The organism is Vibrio sp. 2304, from assembly GCF_033339475.1.
Taxonomy (GTDB): domain Bacteria; phylum Pseudomonadota; class Gammaproteobacteria; order Enterobacterales; family Vibrionaceae; genus Vibrio; species Vibrio alginolyticus.
On record NZ_JAWOUQ010000001.1, the window covers coordinates 423,988 to 439,716 of the forward strand.

Genomic DNA, 15,729 nt, shown 5'->3' on the forward strand with positions numbered 1-15,729 from the left:
TCTTTACCAAAGCGATGCGGATAACGTTTTGGTAAACGATCAGGGGCCGTAATGTATACCGTTACAACCCCTAATTACTACATCTAAATTACCAATAGAATAGCTACGATAGGAGCTGTTTGATTGTCAAAGGTGCATCAGAGACTTCTAACCTTTGTGCAGCGGTAAGACCTTGTTTATCCTGATAGCACAAATTATGCCAAGCTCTGAATATATCTAAAAGAGGTAAAATACCAGCAGGTCGTAATTTGCGACGTGGCTCGTTAATGAAGCTTTCGAAAAGGATCTGAAAGCGGTTTTGATAAAACTTCACATGACGAGTTGTCGCAACGTTAAACCATTTTTCAGGCTCATTTTGATCGCCAGCGAGGTAGCAAATGCCTTTGTGGTTTTCGTTTTGACTAGAGATTGCCCAACGATCGCGCCACCAACTCATATAGGCGATATCGACTTTGCCAAAGGGAGTACTCATGTCCCAACTAGCGTCCTCTTCTACGTACATCAAGTCGACACTTTTCTCTTTAATGCGAGGTAAACAAACGCTCAGTGCAGCCGAACGTAGTAGGGGATCTTGAGGCATGTATAGAGATACACGTTTGTTTGGGCAGCACATATCAAGTACGTGCAAATAGTGTGCATATGAGGTGTATGGTGGACGGACTAATGCCCCTTTTGAAGGGTAATGAAATACAGATAGATTACCAAGAGGGTCTTCTACGTTACCGCGAGCCAAAATTGTTTGGTATTTTTGGTCAATTCGCTCTCTGAGGTGATGAGAAGGTTCCGCAAGCGGCTCACTTGCTTCCGCTACGTACTCCTGGGAAACAAAACGAGACACCTCATCGTAAGGATTATGATCGAGCGTTGCGATTGGCTCTTCATCAGCGGAATAATTGACGTGCTGGCAAAGAATATAGCCAGAATGCGCTTCGCCAGAAACAATCCAATACACACCATTATTGCTGTTCGGTTGCAATGCAATATAGTTTGAGGCCAATTCATAATGCGTTGCGTGGTTTACCCAGCGCGCATCAATGGTTGCCAGCTTACGGCGGCAGCGGCTAGCTATATGGTCAACATGGTCGTAAAAGGTTTTTGGGTTAATACTAAGCTTACGGCAGATTTCTCGTACGGAATATCCCGTAAACAACAAGCCCATCAAGTTCTCTTGAAATTGAAGCTTCTTGTTGGCACCAGACCACTTGTCGACAAAGGTACTTTGACACACTTTACAGCGGTAACGTTGGCGATCGCCACTGTAACCGAAAGCGTGATAGAGGTGTTTGTGAGTGTGGACAGAAAGTCCAAAGTTGTCGCAATCATCATTACGGCAAGCAGGCAACCCGTCACTGTGGACGTGCCGCAGGCGATGAAGTTCGTTCACGACATCGCGATTATTAAGTAAGGGGGGGAAAGCTCCACATTCACGGCATACCATCGCCGGACGCTTAGGGTTCGCATGTTGCAGAACGTAACGCTTTGCATCACTCAATCCAAAGTTGTCACACGCCAATGTTTTACAAAAGTTGAGTTGTAACCCATCTGCGTCTTTTGGCAGTTCGCCGTTAGACACAATCGCCCCCTCGGGATAATTCGGGCAGCCAGCATAACTCTGGCTGCAAATTATTACTTACTATTTGTTCTTAGATGTTGATTGCAGTTTCTAGTGCAACTTTCATCATGTCGTTGAACGACTTCTGACGCTCTTCTGAGCCTAGTTTTTCACCACGGATGATGTGGTCAGAAACTGTCAGGATAGTCAGTGCTTTCGCGCCTAGGTCAGCTGCTACGCCGTAGATACCAGCCGCTTCCATGTCTACACCTAGGATGCCTAGTTTTTCCATCTTCTCGAAGATGTCTGCTTCTGGTGTGTAGAACAGGTCTGCAGAGAATACGTTACCTACTTTTACAGGCACTTCCTGAGCGCGTGCTTGGTTAACTGCTTCTTCTAGAAGACCGTAATCAGCGATTGCTGCGAAATCGTGGTTGTTAAAACGGATACGGTTAACTTTAGAGTCTGTAGAAGCACCCATACCGATAACAACGTCCATTAGTTTCACGTCGTCACGTACTGCACCACAGCTACCCACACGGATAACGTTTTTCACGCCGTATTCAGCGATTAGCTCGTGTACGTAGATACAGCAAGACGGGATACCCATGCCGTGGCCCATTACAGAAACTTTTTTGCCTTTGTAAGTGCCAGTAAAGCCGAACATGTTGCGAACGTCACAAACTTGTTTCACATCTTCTAGGAACGTTTCAGCGATGTATTTAGCGCGCAACGGGTCGCCTGGCATCAGAACTGTTTCAGCGAAATCACCTGGTTGTGCGTTAATGTGTGGGGTTGCCATAAGTGCTCTCCAAAGTTTTGTTTTGATAAAACGCCTCTATTATAGAACGCTATTACCAATTCTGTTGAACTTGTTCGTTTTCGTTGAGGCAATAATATCGGGACGTACAGTAGCCCCTTGAGAGCTTAGTCACAAAAACCACGCATTTAGAAACTGCAACTCCTATTGATAACTAAATCTGTTGAAACCAAAAGAGCAATCGATTTGCTTTTGAGCAGTTTGTCGATTGCGCGCACAAATTCTTTGTTTTTGGGCCAAACTTTTTTCTGAAAGCTGGTTGATCGAAATACTTTCGAGTGAAGTAAAACGATTAAATTGTACAACTTATTTTCTTGTACAATCTGGAAAGGCTTGCTATAAGTTATACAACAAAACTTTTTGTATAGGGATGCGTCATCATGGAATCTTCGATCAAAGTAGGTATCAGTTCGTGTGTTTTGGGTGAACGAGTGCGTTTTGACTCTGGTCATAAGGTGAGCAACTTTGTGACTAAAGAGCTTAGCCCGTATTTTGACTTTATTTCGGTATGCCCTGAAGTCGGCGTAGGTATGCCAGTACCCCGTCCAACCATTCGTCTTGTTTCTAATGAAGAGCGTGTTGCATTGGTTGAAACCAAAAATCCAGAAAATGATCATACCGACAATATGCTCACTTACTCGGCCAATAAAGTAGATGAACTTCAAAGCGAGCAGCTTTGTGGTTACATCGTTTGTGCTAAGTCACCAACTTGTGGCATGGAGCGAGTCAAGGTTTACAGCAAGAACAGTGCTGCGAAAGAAGGTGTTGGCTTGTATACACAAACATTGATGCAAAAAATGCCTTGGTTGCCTGTTGAAGAGGATGGCAGACTTAACGACCCTGTATTGAAAGAAAATTTTATCACTCGAGTATTTTGTCTAAATGACTTTTACGACTCGATGGATGGTGAGCCTACTCGTGGCAAAATCATCGACTTTCATTCGCGCTACAAACTGACGTTAATGGCACACCACCCAGAGTCATACCGCTCCCTTGGCCGCTTAGTCGCTGATGTCGCTAATTATGAAATTGAAGACTTTTACCAAGAGTATCGTTTAGGACTTATGAAGGCGTTAACGAATCGGGCTAGCCGCAAAAATAACACAAATGTGTTGATGCATTTACAAGGATACTTCAAACGCTCACTAACTAAAGAAGAAAAAGAAGAGTTAGCGACAGTGATTCACGACTACCGTATCGGAATGCTGCCTCTGTTAGCACCACTTACATTGATTAAGCATTACTTAAATACTTACCCAGACGAGTATTTAGCAAAACAGAAGTTTTTAGAACCGTATCCGCAGGAGATGAGATTACGCTATGGTTTGTAGTTCAGAAGAAAAACTATACGCGATCCGAGATGTCGCAGAAATCACGGGTGTAAAACCAGTTACGCTGAGAGCTTGGCAACGAAGATACAACTTGATCCAGCCTCAGCGAACAGAAAAAGGACACAGACTCTATCGCCAGCAAGATCTCGATACGATTCGCGAAGTCCAGAGTTGGCTCGCGAAGGGGATTTCGATTGGTAAAGTGAAGGGGCTGCTAGGAAAAAGCGCCGATGTCGAAGTCAAAAACGAGGTTCGCACACTCGAAGAAGTTGAAAACATGCTGCTTGCGCTGTCTACCCTGAATCGAGGAAAAGCAGAGAGTTTACTTGCCTCTGTTCTTAAAGAGTATCCACTAAAACTCGTTATTGATCAGTTTATTAGCCCAGTATTTGATGCGCTAGACATGGTGAAAGGATCGCTGCGATCTTTACAGGTCGGGTTATTTCAGACTTGTTTGATCACTCGACTTGCCCTTGTTATCGATTCTGAAAACAAAGCCGCTTCCAAAGGAAAGTGTCTGCTCATTAGCTTTGAACAAAACAGAGAGTCTGAGAGTTGGATTCAAGCAGCGAAGCTTTGCGAACAAGGGTATCACACGACTTTGATCGATAAGGTTGATGATGTTTCTGGTCTACTAGATCACGAGGTCGTTGAAAATGGTTCGTTTATCTACCTTTTCTCCAACAAAGCGCTAGCTGCTAAACAAGTAGCGTCCATCAAAATGCTTCACGCACAACTAGGTGATCGGATGGGGTGCTCTGAAGTGATAGAGAAATTACACCTAACTTAGTAGACAAAAGATAGGAGCTACCATGATTTTAGTATGGTTTCGACGTGACTTACGTACGTTAGACCACACGGCACTCAAAGCGGCATTGGATTCAGGTCAGCCTGTCGTCGCTTGCTTTATCGCGACGCCAGAGCAGTGGCGGGAGCATCACATGGCGCCGATGCAGGCAGACCTCATTGCTCGTCGCTTAGCTTGTCTTAACGAGGAGCTTGAAAGCCTTAATATTCCCTTTTTGTACAAAGAGGTACCGTCGTTTTCCGATTGTACAGATGTGATTAGTGGGTGGGCGGAAACACTTGAAGCTACGTCTGTCATGGCAAACATTCACTATGAGGTGAACGAACGAGAGCTCGATACACAAGTAAGTGAAGCGTTAGCTTCTCACGATATCGAATTTGAACTGTTTCATGACAAATGTGTGCACGCGCCAACGACGGTTCTTAATAAGCAAGGCGAATATTTTAAGGTGTTTACGCCATTCAAGCGTGCTTGGTTAACGCAGTTCCATATGCCGACGGTAGTAAAACCTCACGAGCAAGCGCCACTCAATAAAAAGGTACTCGAACAATTAGAGTCGGCTCGATTTAATTCAAGCTTCACATTTAGCTATCCTCGAGAATCCAGTGAAGACTGGCTGGCTTCGACTAATGATATTTTGAAGCAGCTTAGGGAATTTGCACGGGAGCGCAGTGACGCGTATCAAAGCGAGCGAGACTTTCCAGCTATTGATGGCACTAGCCAACTGTCTCCATACCTTGCGATTGGCGCGCTATCACCAAGGCAGTGTATTGCTCGTTTGTATGCTGAAAATCAACAAAATGACCTTACAGAAGGGAAAGCAACTTGGTTAAGTGAGATCATTTGGCGTGAGTTTTATCAGCACCTATTGGTTTTCGAACCAAAACTCGTCAAAGGCAAAGGATTTATCGATTGGGAGGATAAAATCCAGTGGTCCTATGATGAGAAAGCCTTTGAGCGATGGAAGACAGGAACAACAGGATACCCAGTCGTTGATGCAGCAATGCGTCAGCTCAATCAAACAGGTTGGATGCACAATCGATTACGTATGATTGTCGCGAGCTTTCTTACCAAGGACTTACATATTGATTGGCGATGGGGAGAAGCGTACTTCATGAGTAAGCTGGTGGACGGCGATTTTGCAGCGAACAATGGTGGCTGGCAATGGTCTGCTTCTACGGGCTGTGACGGGCAGCCATACTTTCGTATTTTCAACCCGATAAGCCAAGGCGAAAAGTTCGATGCTAATGGTGAATTTGTGCGCCACTGGGTACCAGAAATCAAAAGTGTACCGAACAAATACATCCATAAACCTTGGACTTGGGAGGGCTTTTCTTTACTGGAATATCACAAGCCGATGGTTGATCACAAGACAGAAAGAGAGATAACCTTACAGCTCTTTAAAAGTGCCAAGGAATAGAGTGAAATGCTTAGCAAAAAGCGATCAATGAGTTTCGCAAAACGTACCCTGCTATCTGTGTCGTTATCTTTAGTGAGTGGTCTATCATTCGCTAAGATGTACGAATTACCAGAGGATGGAAGCCGTTTAATTGGTCGCCTTGAAAACCACGTCGTGCAAGAAGGCGAAACCATGGCAAATATCGCTAAGCTCTACGATGTGGGTATGCTAGGTTTAATGGCCGCAAACAAAGGCGTGGATCCCTTCTTACCAGAAGAGGGGCATGTTCTTACTATTCCGACACAGCTAATCCTCCCAGACGTACCTTATAAAGGTATCGTTATTAATCTAGCCGAGCTGCGCTTATATTACTTTCCGAAAGGAGAGAATATTGTCCATGTATTTCCTGTCGGAATTGGCCGAATAGGGCGCGATACCCCAGTAATGACAACGCGTATCAGCCAAAAACGACCGAACCCTACATGGACTCCTCCAGCCTCTATTCGTGCCGAGTACAAAGCAAAGGGCATTGACCTACCAGCCGTTGTTCCTGCGGGGCCTGATAATCCACTTGGTATGTTTGCATTGCGTTTAGCTTACGGGAATGGCGAATACCTAATTCATGGTACCAACAAGGACTTTGGGATTGGTATGCGAGTCAGCGCGGGTTGTATTCGTATGGACCCAAGTGACATTGAGTGGTTATTTGACAAGGTTCGTAACGGCGAAGACGTTAACATCATTAACCAGCCTATCAAAATGACACTTGAGCCTGACAGAAGTGTGTTCTTAGAAGCACATGAGCCTTTGACTCGTAGTAATGGCGAGAAAGATGAACTCAAAGTGCCGAAAGAGTTAAAGTGGTGGCTGGATGAATTCGGTATGAAAAACGTGAAGGCTAAAGCAGCAATCGCTGCACAGAATGGGGTTCCTGTCGAAATAACCGCGCCTTAACGGGCGTTAAGACGCGGTATCAAATCTTACTTAGTGTAATCAGTAGCTATTCCTACAGTCCAGTAAAACCAAGGGTTATTTAGTTATTTCAATGTCTTATAAAATGCCTGTTTCATCAATGCTATTCAATATTCATCAATATTAAGAAAATTTGCCGCCATTTTGTCGCCATTTTTATCTAGATTTATGGCTACAATCCCAAAGTAGAAATGGGGTTTAACTCAGCCGCCTGAATTAGGTGATCGGGTGAAAAATGGGAATAACGCATGGTCATTTTGATATCGCTGTGACCAAGGATTTTTTGCAGTACGAGAATGTTTCCTCCGGCCTCCATAAACCGACTTGCGAAGGTATGGCGAAAGACGTGGGTGCTTTGACCATCCGGTAAGTCTGGAAATGTCTGATTCACTATATATGTAATCCCATGAATGCAGTTCTTAAACAACCTGTCCTTTTCTCCCGTTCGCTCAAACGCCATCAGCTCGTTATAGAGCTTTTCTGTGATTGGCACGGTACGGTTCTTTTTGCTCTTGGTATCAAGAAACGTGATCTTATATTTCGTAATCTGTGGAAGACGAAGACTATTGGCTTCTGAAATTCGTGCACCTGTCGATAAGCAAATTTTGCAGACCAGTTCGAACTCTTTGGCCCGTTTACTCTTGCTGATCCTATCGAAGAGCGTAGTAATATCTTCATTTGAGAAGAATCCCATTTCAGATTCAGTTACAGGGATCTGTTTAACGCTGGCAAGTGGGTTTGGTTGAGTCCACTCTCCAAGGGAAGTGAGTTCATTGAAAACCGCACGTAGATATCTCAAGTCGAGATTATTGGTAGGCGCAGATATCACTTTGCCTGCAGTAGTCTCATCTCCGTATCGGTTTTTTGCTTTTCGGCTAGATCGCCAATGAACAAAGTCTTTTGCTGTGAACTTGATTGCAAACGGATTACCCAGCTCTTCAACTATGGTGCATAGTCGAGGGTAAACTTTTTCAGCGGATTTCAGGTGCTGGCCGTGCAGCTTGTGCCAGAGTTCGACTAAGTCTTGAAGTGTGCGCAAGTCCTTACTTTCACCAAGCCAAGGCTTATCATCGACTTCTTTCATCAGAAACTTTTCGTAAGCCAGCGCCTCGCCTTTGGTGGCGAAGCGTTTACGTTTTCTGGCCCCGTTGCGGCCCTGCGGATAACACTCGCAAAGCCACGGTTTTTTTTCACTATTAACAAGTTTTCTGACAGACATAGTTATATGTACGTCTCTACGTATGTATTCACTTCTTCCTGGTAACTACGTATGCTTGCTTGTACTTCGTCAATCATCTTCATTAAAACCTTAGCATTCCTGACTACGTCGTCCGCATCAGGTTTTTTATTAGCCTTTCCCTTTACGGAATAAGTTTTAATCTCACCGTCTTCATTAAGAGTGTAATTAGTTTTACACTCTTGCACTTTGAATATGGGCATCTGTATTTTTGTATGACTTAAAAAACAGATAGCATTATGTAAATGTCTTTTATGTGGATTTATTGTATTTGTATGGAGCAAAAATAAATAAGCATTCCAAAAAGTATCACTGTATTGGATGAATTTTTCCGAATACATATCGAGTTGTTCTAACCAGTGTTCAAACGGCTCTCCTTGTTCAATACCCCATAATAAATTTCGGTACTGAAGGCAGTCAGATAGAAAATCTGAAGTTATTTTGTCTAGTTCGGCTTTCTTAGGCATGAAGTCGTCAGTAAATTTTTGTGTTTTCCAGTCATTTCTGAAAGCAAATGCAAAGTAAGCAACAAAAATGGTACCAACACCAGCGCCCAACGACCCGATAACAGAAAGAATTGAAAATACGGAGACTAACCAATCTGAAAAAACAACTTCTTTGTGATTCTTAACTGATAAAGTATATGGATAGGCTAATGTGAGAATTATCAGTAATATAAATGCAATATAAATCCAAAGATTAGTCTCTTTAGGGTTGTATATTGCTTTATTTATCGCGTTTTTTACTTCAAATGAAATTTCTTTTATTTTTTTTACTATATTTTCAATTTGAGTACTTTCCATTTTTTTGTCCGTTTCCTGCTTATAAAACATCCGAATTTTAGATACTTTAAAATGATTTATTAATCGGTTGTGAAATTTATAGCCTCAATAATTAGGATTGATTACCCTTCTCTCGATGGCTCTTGAGGTTCTGGCATGTTTACACTTTCTAATACTCTTAAGCTCAAGTTGTAATAGTGCATTTCAGCTTGTGCTCTGGTTATTTGTCCCTTTGTTTCCATATCTTTAATTTGGCCAACAGCTGCTTCAATTTTTGGATCGGGTTTGTGGCGGTTTAGGTAAGGTTTGATGTTGAAAGCGATCACCCAAAGGGCGATTAAATGCCAAATTTTTACAGTACCAAAATCTAGGCCAGAGATGGTTTTAAGTGTTGGCATTAGAACCCCAATGACGCCATGGGATAAAACGCCCATCACTACTCCTAGAGAAGTGCCTTGTTTATTTGCAACAAACAGTAAATTGAGCGACTTTCTAAAAAGTTGGGTGGTATCATCGATATGCATCATGCTTTTACCCAGCCATTAAGGTTTTCAGTTTCTTGGTCTTCAACTCGCTCGGGGTCATCCATTAACTTCTTAAGCCCGCCTTCATCATTGAAATCATCCTTGTCAGCGTGAGATAGAATGTATTCAATAATTTCGCGTGCTTCATATTCGTTGCGACCGTACCAGCCCTTTCGAATACGGAAGGTGATTAGGTATTGGTCTGCTTGGAAGGCAAATAATAAAATGCAAGGGAATAATATGACTAACCAGCTAAACTCTATTGCTGTAATTGCACAAAATATCAGATATACAACAACAGTAGCGACAAGAAGCAAGCTGCTTCTATTGGCTTTACTTGCTCGCTCTTTAAGCATCATTCCAACTACAGTATTAGTTTTCTTTTTGCTGGAATCAATAATGCTTTCGACAGATAGCAATATTGATGCTTTGTCATAAGTTATTTCGAAAAATGAGGCGAGACGTTTTGTAAAGGTATAATTTAGTAGCCGCTTTTGTTCGTTAAGCTTGTTAATTTCGTCTTCAATTCTTTGATAGCTTTCATCGTCGGGAGAGACCTTTTTTCTATATGCATCGAGCGTGTTAAGTCTTTGCATTATGGTCTTGCTAGCTAGCTTGTCTGTCCGACGCTGTTCTAATTTTGTAACAAACATAGCTGCTACTGCAAATAATGATAATATCAATGATTTGTATGAGATAATAAAGTTTAATACCTCAGTTCCTATAGATTCCATTATCCTTCCACTTTTTGTTATGCCAACGAGGTTTCTTCGTCTTGAGCAATATCTTCTGGTACTTTCTTCGGATACTTCACTACGAATGGCAGCATTAATTATTACTACTGGTTCAGCACTAATGTTCCATTGTAAATGATTTCATCGGGTGTGTTCTTCGACATGTTGTCCATGCCCTTGGGAGTCGCCACTTCGATTTTTACGCTTTCAAACTTGGATAGACTAAAATCTAAGTTTCTTATTTCTTCTGGAGTGGAGTTACCGACGACAAAGTAGTTGAATAGCCGAGTGGTATAACAGGTTGAGTCCGTATCGTTTGGGTACATCGCTGCAAATGTATTTGTGTAGTGGCTTCTATTGAAATGGTTGCCATCCGAGTCGAGGAGGTCTAAGGAGAAAAGAGTCCCTTTTTTGAAGGGTTTCTCAAAGCAAATTTCAATTTCATCTTCGCTTAATTGCTTCGTGGTCGTTACTTTTGCTGGTTCAGAACACCCAACTAACCCAAAAAGCAAAAATGGCCAGATTAGACTGTATAAGGTGGATTTTGTCGTTTGTTTCTTGATGACAATAGACATAGTTTCTCCATAACCAATTAACGAATTATTATTTTTTCTTCATTTCCATAGCCACGCGGCCAAGCACTTTTATATCTTCTTCGGATACTTCAATCGTTGAATTGCCAAAAGCAATAGCCAATTTTTTACCTGGTAAGCGCTGTAAATAGTTAATCGAAAGGCGGCCGTCTATATCAATCAGGTAATCACCTGATACAGGGTCAGTCGATTCTTTGTTTACGTAGTAAAGACCTGAGTCATCTTCAATCACTTGAGTTAGAGATGGTTTTAGACCGAAGCGGTCTAAAGTCACAAGGTCAAGAACTGTGTTACCCGCTTCAACTAGAGTCCCGTCATTTAATTTGAATATCTGAAGTTCTTGAGATGTAAGTGTATTCGACTCTTTATTTTCGAAAGGTTCGCCTTCCCCAAGAGCCATGTAGCGAACAGACGCTCCTGTGGCTAAATGTTCTCTGATTATTAACTCAAATCCGGTTCGATTATGAGTGTGCCATGTAGAGAACGTTGAGTTAGGTACACCGTAGCGATCGCTCAGTAACTCATAAGTCTTACAACCAGTAACCTTTTTGAGCTTTTCAGTGAAATCTCGACCGCCAAGATAGTCAAAAGCAGGGATTTTTGCTTTCAGTCTGCTCATAAGAGAAAATTTTCCTATTCAAATAGGTTGTTGAATTGCGTCGGATCACTTTAATAGGTTTATTTTCTCTAATGAGTAAATAAATTTTGCAAATAAGAAAAAATGATCGTACGCTTTTCACATACACAAAGATGGCTAACCAATCTCACTCAATCGCCATCAAATAAACACAAACAAGTAGGATACCACTTATGGCAAGTATTCAAATAGCGGTTGACGCACCTTTTTGTACTAAAAAAGAGTTTCTTCGTCGTACTGGCTGGTCTTCGTCTTCCCTTGACCGCGCAATCTCTGCTGGCGAAATCCCTGTCCTAGAAAAAAAAGGTAAAAGCAGCAGCGTTCTCATCAACTTAGTCAAGCTTTACCAACGTGCAGCGGAGCAACAAGTATGAGCTTCGCTGTCCTACCTAAAACCAAACTCACCCAGCAAGATGCGATGAGTGAGTCTTGGGAAGATAAATATCCGAACAAGTGCCCACTCTGGCTAAATATCCTTGGCTGGGCATTCGTTCTCGTACCTTTATTCTTTATTTGAGTATTAGTTATGGACGCAAATAACTCAATGTGCGGATTACGTGAACGCAAACAACAAGCTTTTGATGCGGCTTGCTGTGATTTTGTTGTCAATCACGATGTAGAAGCGATTGCTCGTAAGCTAGAACTTAACGGCACAATGCTTCGCAACATGCTGAACCCAAATCAATCGCACGTACTTAAACCAGTTGTGCTTGCCTCTATCAGCCGTGTTTCGGGTGACTACTCAATCGTAAATACGTTATTTGCCGATGATGGAGTGGTGACTGTCCCACTACCAAAAGCAGAAGATGATCTGAACCTGCTTGAACGATTTCTAAAACTAAACACCCATTCCGGTGAGCTTTCTAGCGATGCGTTGGCAATGTGCACCGCAGAGCGTTTACCGCGATCTACCAAACGCAAAACACTAGCCAAAGCACAGGCGGCTTTAGGCAACTTGGTTTTGCTTATCAATGACCTCGAAAACCGCACCACGGGCTTACAGCCATTAATGCAAATGAGTACAGATTTCCTAGCCAACGGTGCGCCACTTCCAGGTTTAGCCTAAGGAGCAATAATGAGTCAGTTAGCTATTCAACAGCAACAAGAGCGCCAACCGAGTGCTCCCGATGCAAGTGAAAGCATTGCCGCATGCAAAGCGCTTTTCAATGGTTCCGCTACACGCGTCAAGTTGAGAAAAATGTTCAACGAGCTGCCAGACAAAAGCCGTGGTTTGGTTCTTATCGCTGGCGGTATGTCACCAAAAGATTACCAACGTGAGTTTGAGTCGTTCAACGATTTAGAGCTGCAAAAAATCCGCTCAGGTATGCAGTACCTCAAAGAAATGATCGTGGGCTTTGACAACACGCTCGGCGATGTTCGTCGTCTTAAGCACTACCAATTCAGTAACACCAATTAGTCACCAAGCCAGCCTTTGCCCCCGCAGTATTGGGGGGCTTTTTTCGCCTTAGCGTAGGAGCATAGAAGATGAATAAAGACCTTAATGAAGTAGCAAACAAACTCGCGATCCAAGCAACCATCAACAGCCTGTTCGCTTTGGCGTTGGATAGTGCAGACATCATCAGTATTCGTATCGAGTACTCGTCAAAAATGAGCCTTCTGAACGTGATTGTGTTCGATGAAAACACGACGAACCACGCCCACAACGTTGTGTTGATTGATAAGGAACGTGCGCTAGAAGAACTACTGAACATTGAAGACGACCTGATTGAGCGCATTGCTGTTCGCCGTGATGACAAAGAACTGGAGCCAGAACTATGCAATACGCCGCAATAATGCTTTGCCCCGATGGGGGCGTTGTCCGCCATGAAGAAACCCAAGAAGTTGCCAATGTGATGGTAGGCGACTTCGAATCACTAGACCAAGCGATCGAACAGGCATGTGTTTCCCTTAGTTGTACTCACCTAACTAAAGGTGTGTTGAGCAAGGGCAACGGAAAAGGTGGCTTTATGTTGGTGACGACTCAGGAATTGGAGGCGGTATGAAATACAAGAAGATTACCTCACTCTCTGTAGATGAAGACAAGATCCAAGTTTTTGAAGGCAGAACGGCGACATTCGAAAAGTGCGCGGTTGCCTACTTTGCTGGGCCAGAAGGTTGGGGCGTAACCATGAACATTCGAATTGAAGAACTGGAAAGCTTCGTTAATAAGCCTGATTGGCAAAAGCGGTTTGTTGTCTTTGCGAAAGAAAAATTAGGGATGGAGTATGAATCAATCTGATCTTCTCTATATCGGTGGGGCAGTAATGCCCCTTGACCGAATCAGAAAAAATGACGCCAGCTATAATGCTGGTTTTTTAGGTTCCAAAATTTACTCAGACCAGGAACAAGCCCTTTTGGATAGTGGCATGGTCAAAAAAATCCCAATCTATGACCGCATTCCTAACCGAAAATCCAAGCGAGAGCGAGATCTTCAAGAGCGAACGGATTTCTATAAAGCCAAAAATTACCGCTCGGAACACGACCGCGAAGCGGCGGCGAGAATCGCCGAAGAGTATAGGCTAGTCAAAGGGCGCAAAAGTCCGACAGAGAAATTTCGCCACAGAAAAGACAAGCAAATTAGGCAATTGATGAGCCTGAGCAAGTCTCTACGTCCTAAAAGTATCATCAGCAATGCCGACGCCAACTTCAGCCATGATGCATTGTATGAAACGAACGAGCGCTCTAAACCTGCCATTCTCAATCAGAATGGCAAACGAGGGCAAGGCGAACCTAAAAAAATTCCTATTTCAATGCAGCTAATGCATCGGTCTTGGAATGAAACTTATAAGTTTCAGGCAGTAACCGAAACGTCATCTAGTGCTGCGCCAGCAGAAAACAGTGGTGAAAGGTTCTCAGAAAAGCTGACGTCCCGTTCAGTTTCTAAAATATTTGATTCAGGGGCTTACACTGCAGCTTGCCACGGTGGTTTCTCTACTTTTCTGACGCTGACTTTCACCAAGGCACAACGGATGGCCATATTCGGTGGAATGTTGGATGGAAGTGAGTGTGTAAGCATGGGGTCGCATCACCCCATAATCTATAAGCGCAACATGGTGACAGTACATCCCAAGCGTGGCGAAAAGAAAGTTGACCAACCAATCACTGATATTGGTGGAGAATACTGGCTGTTTCCAACCTTAGATAGTAAGCGTATTAAAGCTATGAATCAGGGTAGTGTCATAGCCGGGCCGTATTGCGATCTTAAACAAAAGCCCAAGCAAGAGTTCTCGATGGAAAAAACCTTAGAGACAACGATAGGTAAAGAAGTCTCTCGTTTTCTTGATGGCGCAAAGAAAATGTATCAACGCGGCTGGATTGCGGATCATACCATCCAAGTTGATAACGACAGTGGACGAAAGTACTGTGATTTATCCCAGGATAAAGTTGCTAAATATGTTCAACCTAGCGATGTTGGCCCGACCAACTTGCCTGCTGATTTCCATTACATATGGGTAGCCGAGTGTCCAGCCAACGAAGATGGAGAGCCTAATCCACACGTTCACATTTTGCTACGTTGGACAGTGCCAGAGCATCTATTTAGTCCTTGGGCTAAGCGACTTGAAAAGATATGGGGGCATGGGTTTGCGAAATTAGAGCGAATCAAAAAGCCAAAAGCCGCCGGTTCTTACATTATCAAAGCAGTCGGTTATGCCGCGAAAGGTGAAAATGCTGACCAAGGGCTAATCAAGGGAAATCGATACAATATCGCGAAGTGTTCAAGAGCTCCTGCTTGGGAGACCCTTGCTTCGTTTGAAGCAGGCAATATGACTGCAATTATCAAGGAGCTCGGTTATAAGCTGGAGCAATGGAAGAAGCCAATCAAGCGTCAAATTAGAAATCTAAAAGCGGCGAAAGCTCAAACCATTAAAGCGAAGTCGATAGCAAAGCAGCAGAGTAAGCCAGAGGACTATCAAAACCGTCTGTGCCAACGAATCATCCGTTTGGAGAAACAAGCGGAAAAGCTTAACAAAACTATTAAAGAACGCGGTGTGCATGTGAGCTCAACGAATCGTTTTTGCATTACGTTCGAGGGTGAAGACGCGAAACAAAAGGTGGACGACTTCCTGTTTTGGGCTGCTGGTGCTAGGGGGTGGGCATTACAGTGTCGTGATATTGATTTGAGTGATGTAAAGCACAATGCTGATAACTTTTATCAAAGATCATTCGTAAGGTTCAAAGACAATCAGGCATACTGGCATTCGATACTACTTGATGCCGTACAACCCATTGAAATTGATGAAAATGAGGTGTGCTATTGGCAAAGTATTACCGCTGACTATTTGGAAGGGCGGTTTCAACCCATGTTGAGTTAGAGGCGCATATGCCTAAAACCAAGGCTA

20 protein-coding genes are annotated in these 15,729 nt (G+C 43.2%); 12 read left to right on the forward strand and 8 right to left on the reverse strand.

What is annotated here, in order from left to right; genetic code table 11:
• Positions 1 to 103 precede the first annotated feature (103 nt).
• Both R7P64_RS01920 and deoD read right to left on the reverse strand, forming a co-directional pair.
• Entirely contained in the window at positions 104 to 1,573 is a 1,470-nt protein-coding gene (locus R7P64_RS01920) for a hypothetical protein (RefSeq protein WP_005383936.1), read from the reverse strand.
• A gap of 70 nt (positions 1,574 to 1,643) precedes the next feature.
• Complete coding sequence (gene deoD, locus R7P64_RS01925; RefSeq protein WP_226082797.1) at positions 1,644 to 2,354, reverse strand: purine-nucleoside phosphorylase; 711 nt, start codon at positions 2,352 to 2,354, stop codon at positions 1,644 to 1,646.
• A 398-nt stretch (positions 2,355 to 2,752) separates the two neighbouring features.
• On the opposite strand from deoD, the gene R7P64_RS01930 reads away from it, so the two are divergent.
• Genes R7P64_RS01930 through R7P64_RS01945 form a run of 4 tightly spaced genes read left to right on the forward strand, consistent with a single transcriptional unit; the run spans position 2,753 to position 6,864 of the window.
• Positions 2,753 to 3,703, forward strand: coding sequence for a YbgA family protein (locus R7P64_RS01930; RefSeq protein ID WP_017635475.1), 951 nt, complete (start codon positions 2,753 to 2,755; stop codon positions 3,701 to 3,703).
• The gene (locus tag R7P64_RS01935) at positions 3,693 to 4,493 is read left to right on the forward strand and encodes a MerR family transcriptional regulator (protein WP_033906723.1); all 801 of its coding nucleotides are present in this window, start codon (positions 3,693 to 3,695) and stop codon (positions 4,491 to 4,493) included. Before R7P64_RS01930 ends, R7P64_RS01935 begins: the two co-directional genes overlap by 11 nt.
• Positions 4,494 to 4,515: 22 nt before the next feature.
• Positions 4,516 to 5,931: a deoxyribodipyrimidine photo-lyase gene (gene phrB, locus R7P64_RS01940; protein WP_047104510.1), complete on the forward strand. Its 1,416-nt coding sequence runs from the start codon at positions 4,516 to 4,518 to the stop codon at positions 5,929 to 5,931.
• A 6-nt stretch (positions 5,932 to 5,937) separates the two neighbouring features.
• On the forward strand, positions 5,938 to 6,864 hold the full coding sequence (locus R7P64_RS01945) for a L,D-transpeptidase family protein (protein WP_017820509.1): 927 nt from the start codon (positions 5,938 to 5,940) through the stop codon (positions 6,862 to 6,864).
• 190 nt (positions 6,865 to 7,054) lie between these two features.
• On the opposite strand, the gene R7P64_RS01950 is transcribed toward R7P64_RS01945, so the two are convergent.
• The 6 genes from R7P64_RS01950 to R7P64_RS01975 form a co-directional block, all read right to left on the reverse strand.
• Positions 7,055 to 8,101 (reverse strand): tyrosine-type recombinase/integrase, encoded by a 1,047-nt coding sequence (locus tag R7P64_RS01950; protein WP_318123089.1) that lies wholly within the window; start codon positions 8,099 to 8,101, stop codon positions 7,055 to 7,057.
• Between the two features lie 2 nt (positions 8,102 to 8,103).
• Positions 8,104 to 8,922, reverse strand: a complete 819-nt coding sequence (locus tag R7P64_RS01955) for a hypothetical protein (protein ID WP_318123091.1) — start codon at positions 8,920 to 8,922, stop codon at positions 8,104 to 8,106.
• Between the two features lie 101 nt (positions 8,923 to 9,023).
• On the reverse strand, positions 9,024 to 9,428 hold the full coding sequence (locus R7P64_RS01960) for a hypothetical protein (protein ID WP_318123093.1): 405 nt from the start codon (positions 9,426 to 9,428) through the stop codon (positions 9,024 to 9,026).
• Positions 9,425 to 10,159: a hypothetical protein gene (locus tag R7P64_RS01965; protein WP_318123095.1), complete on the reverse strand. Its 735-nt coding sequence runs from the start codon at positions 10,157 to 10,159 to the stop codon at positions 9,425 to 9,427. The genes R7P64_RS01960 and R7P64_RS01965 overlap by 4 nt, the downstream gene beginning before the upstream one ends.
• A 104-nt stretch (positions 10,160 to 10,263) precedes the next feature.
• Positions 10,264 to 10,734 (reverse strand): hypothetical protein, encoded by a 471-nt coding sequence (locus R7P64_RS01970; RefSeq protein ID WP_318123097.1) that lies wholly within the window; start codon positions 10,732 to 10,734, stop codon positions 10,264 to 10,266.
• Positions 10,735 to 10,762: 28 nt separating this feature from the next.
• A complete protein-coding gene (locus tag R7P64_RS01975) occupies positions 10,763 to 11,371 on the reverse strand; it encodes a phage repressor protein CI (protein WP_318123098.1) in 609 nt (202 codons plus the stop codon).
• A 191-nt stretch (positions 11,372 to 11,562) separates the two neighbouring features.
• On the opposite strand from R7P64_RS01975, the gene R7P64_RS01980 reads away from it, so the two are divergent.
• The 8 genes from R7P64_RS01980 (at position 11,563) to R7P64_RS02015 (ending at position 15,702) form a co-directional block, all read left to right on the forward strand.
• Positions 11,563 to 11,763 carry a Rha family transcriptional regulator gene (locus R7P64_RS01980; RefSeq protein WP_276461443.1) on the forward strand — a complete coding sequence of 67 codons (201 nt, stop codon included), beginning with the start codon at positions 11,563 to 11,565 and terminating at the stop codon, positions 11,761 to 11,763.
• Positions 11,760 to 11,906 (forward strand): hypothetical protein, encoded by a 147-nt coding sequence (locus R7P64_RS01985; protein ID WP_318123102.1) that lies wholly within the window; start codon positions 11,760 to 11,762, stop codon positions 11,904 to 11,906. Before R7P64_RS01980 ends, R7P64_RS01985 begins: the two co-directional genes overlap by 4 nt.
• Before the next feature lie 9 nt (positions 11,907 to 11,915).
• Positions 11,916 to 12,455 carry a phage regulatory CII family protein gene (locus tag R7P64_RS01990; RefSeq protein WP_318123104.1) on the forward strand — a complete coding sequence of 180 codons (540 nt, stop codon included), beginning with the start codon at positions 11,916 to 11,918 and terminating at the stop codon, positions 12,453 to 12,455.
• A 9-nt stretch (positions 12,456 to 12,464) separates the two neighbouring features.
• Positions 12,465 to 12,806 carry a hypothetical protein gene (locus R7P64_RS01995; RefSeq protein ID WP_318123106.1) on the forward strand — a complete coding sequence of 114 codons (342 nt, stop codon included), beginning with the start codon at positions 12,465 to 12,467 and terminating at the stop codon, positions 12,804 to 12,806.
• A 68-nt stretch (positions 12,807 to 12,874) separates the two neighbouring features.
• Positions 12,875 to 13,183: a hypothetical protein gene (locus tag R7P64_RS02000; protein ID WP_318123108.1), complete on the forward strand. Its 309-nt coding sequence runs from the start codon at positions 12,875 to 12,877 to the stop codon at positions 13,181 to 13,183.
• Complete coding sequence (locus tag R7P64_RS02005) at positions 13,165 to 13,392, forward strand: hypothetical protein (RefSeq protein WP_193233261.1); 228 nt, start codon at positions 13,165 to 13,167, stop codon at positions 13,390 to 13,392. Before R7P64_RS02000 ends, R7P64_RS02005 begins: the two co-directional genes overlap by 19 nt.
• A complete protein-coding gene (locus R7P64_RS02010; RefSeq protein ID WP_318123110.1) occupies positions 13,389 to 13,628 on the forward strand; it encodes a hypothetical protein in 240 nt (79 codons plus the stop codon). Before R7P64_RS02005 ends, R7P64_RS02010 begins: the two co-directional genes overlap by 4 nt.
• The gene (locus R7P64_RS02015) at positions 13,615 to 15,702 is read left to right on the forward strand and encodes a hypothetical protein (protein ID WP_318123112.1); all 2,088 of its coding nucleotides are present in this window, start codon (positions 13,615 to 13,617) and stop codon (positions 15,700 to 15,702) included. Before R7P64_RS02010 ends, R7P64_RS02015 begins: the two co-directional genes overlap by 14 nt.
• Positions 15,703 to 15,729: the final 27 nt, after the last annotated feature.

Coding starts and splice junctions, on each gene's coding strand:
- deoD (WP_226082797.1), bottom strand. CDS start 2,354: ATGGCAACCCCACACATTAACGCACAACCAGGTGATTTCGCTGAAACA.
- R7P64_RS01930 (WP_017635475.1), top strand. CDS start 2,753: ATGGAATCTTCGATCAAAGTAGGTATCAGTTCGTGTGTTTTGGGTGAA.
- R7P64_RS01935 (WP_033906723.1), top strand. CDS start 3,693: ATGGTTTGTAGTTCAGAAGAAAAACTATACGCGATCCGAGATGTCGCA.
- phrB (WP_047104510.1), top strand. CDS start 4,516: ATGATTTTAGTATGGTTTCGACGTGACTTACGTACGTTAGACCACACG.
- R7P64_RS01945 (WP_017820509.1), top strand. CDS start 5,938: ATGCTTAGCAAAAAGCGATCAATGAGTTTCGCAAAACGTACCCTGCTA.
- R7P64_RS01950 (WP_318123089.1), bottom strand. CDS start 8,101: ATGTCTGTCAGAAAACTTGTTAATAGTGAAAAAAAACCGTGGCTTTGC.
- R7P64_RS01955 (WP_318123091.1), bottom strand. CDS start 8,922: ATGGAAAGTACTCAAATTGAAAATATAGTAAAAAAAATAAAAGAAATT.
- R7P64_RS01960 (WP_318123093.1), bottom strand. CDS start 9,428: ATGATGCATATCGATGATACCACCCAACTTTTTAGAAAGTCGCTCAAT.
- R7P64_RS01965 (WP_318123095.1), bottom strand. CDS start 10,159: ATGGAATCTATAGGAACTGAGGTATTAAACTTTATTATCTCATACAAA.
- R7P64_RS01970 (WP_318123097.1), bottom strand. CDS start 10,734: ATGTCTATTGTCATCAAGAAACAAACGACAAAATCCACCTTATACAGT.
- R7P64_RS01975 (WP_318123098.1), bottom strand. CDS start 11,371: ATGAGCAGACTGAAAGCAAAAATCCCTGCTTTTGACTATCTTGGCGGT.
- R7P64_RS01980 (WP_276461443.1), top strand. CDS start 11,563: ATGGCAAGTATTCAAATAGCGGTTGACGCACCTTTTTGTACTAAAAAA.
- R7P64_RS01985 (WP_318123102.1), top strand. CDS start 11,760: ATGAGCTTCGCTGTCCTACCTAAAACCAAACTCACCCAGCAAGATGCG.
- R7P64_RS01990 (WP_318123104.1), top strand. CDS start 11,916: ATGGACGCAAATAACTCAATGTGCGGATTACGTGAACGCAAACAACAA.
- R7P64_RS01995 (WP_318123106.1), top strand. CDS start 12,465: ATGAGTCAGTTAGCTATTCAACAGCAACAAGAGCGCCAACCGAGTGCT.
- R7P64_RS02000 (WP_318123108.1), top strand. CDS start 12,875: ATGAATAAAGACCTTAATGAAGTAGCAAACAAACTCGCGATCCAAGCA.
- R7P64_RS02005 (WP_193233261.1), top strand. CDS start 13,165: ATGCAATACGCCGCAATAATGCTTTGCCCCGATGGGGGCGTTGTCCGC.
- R7P64_RS02010 (WP_318123110.1), top strand. CDS start 13,389: ATGAAATACAAGAAGATTACCTCACTCTCTGTAGATGAAGACAAGATC.
- R7P64_RS02015 (WP_318123112.1), top strand. CDS start 13,615: ATGAATCAATCTGATCTTCTCTATATCGGTGGGGCAGTAATGCCCCTT.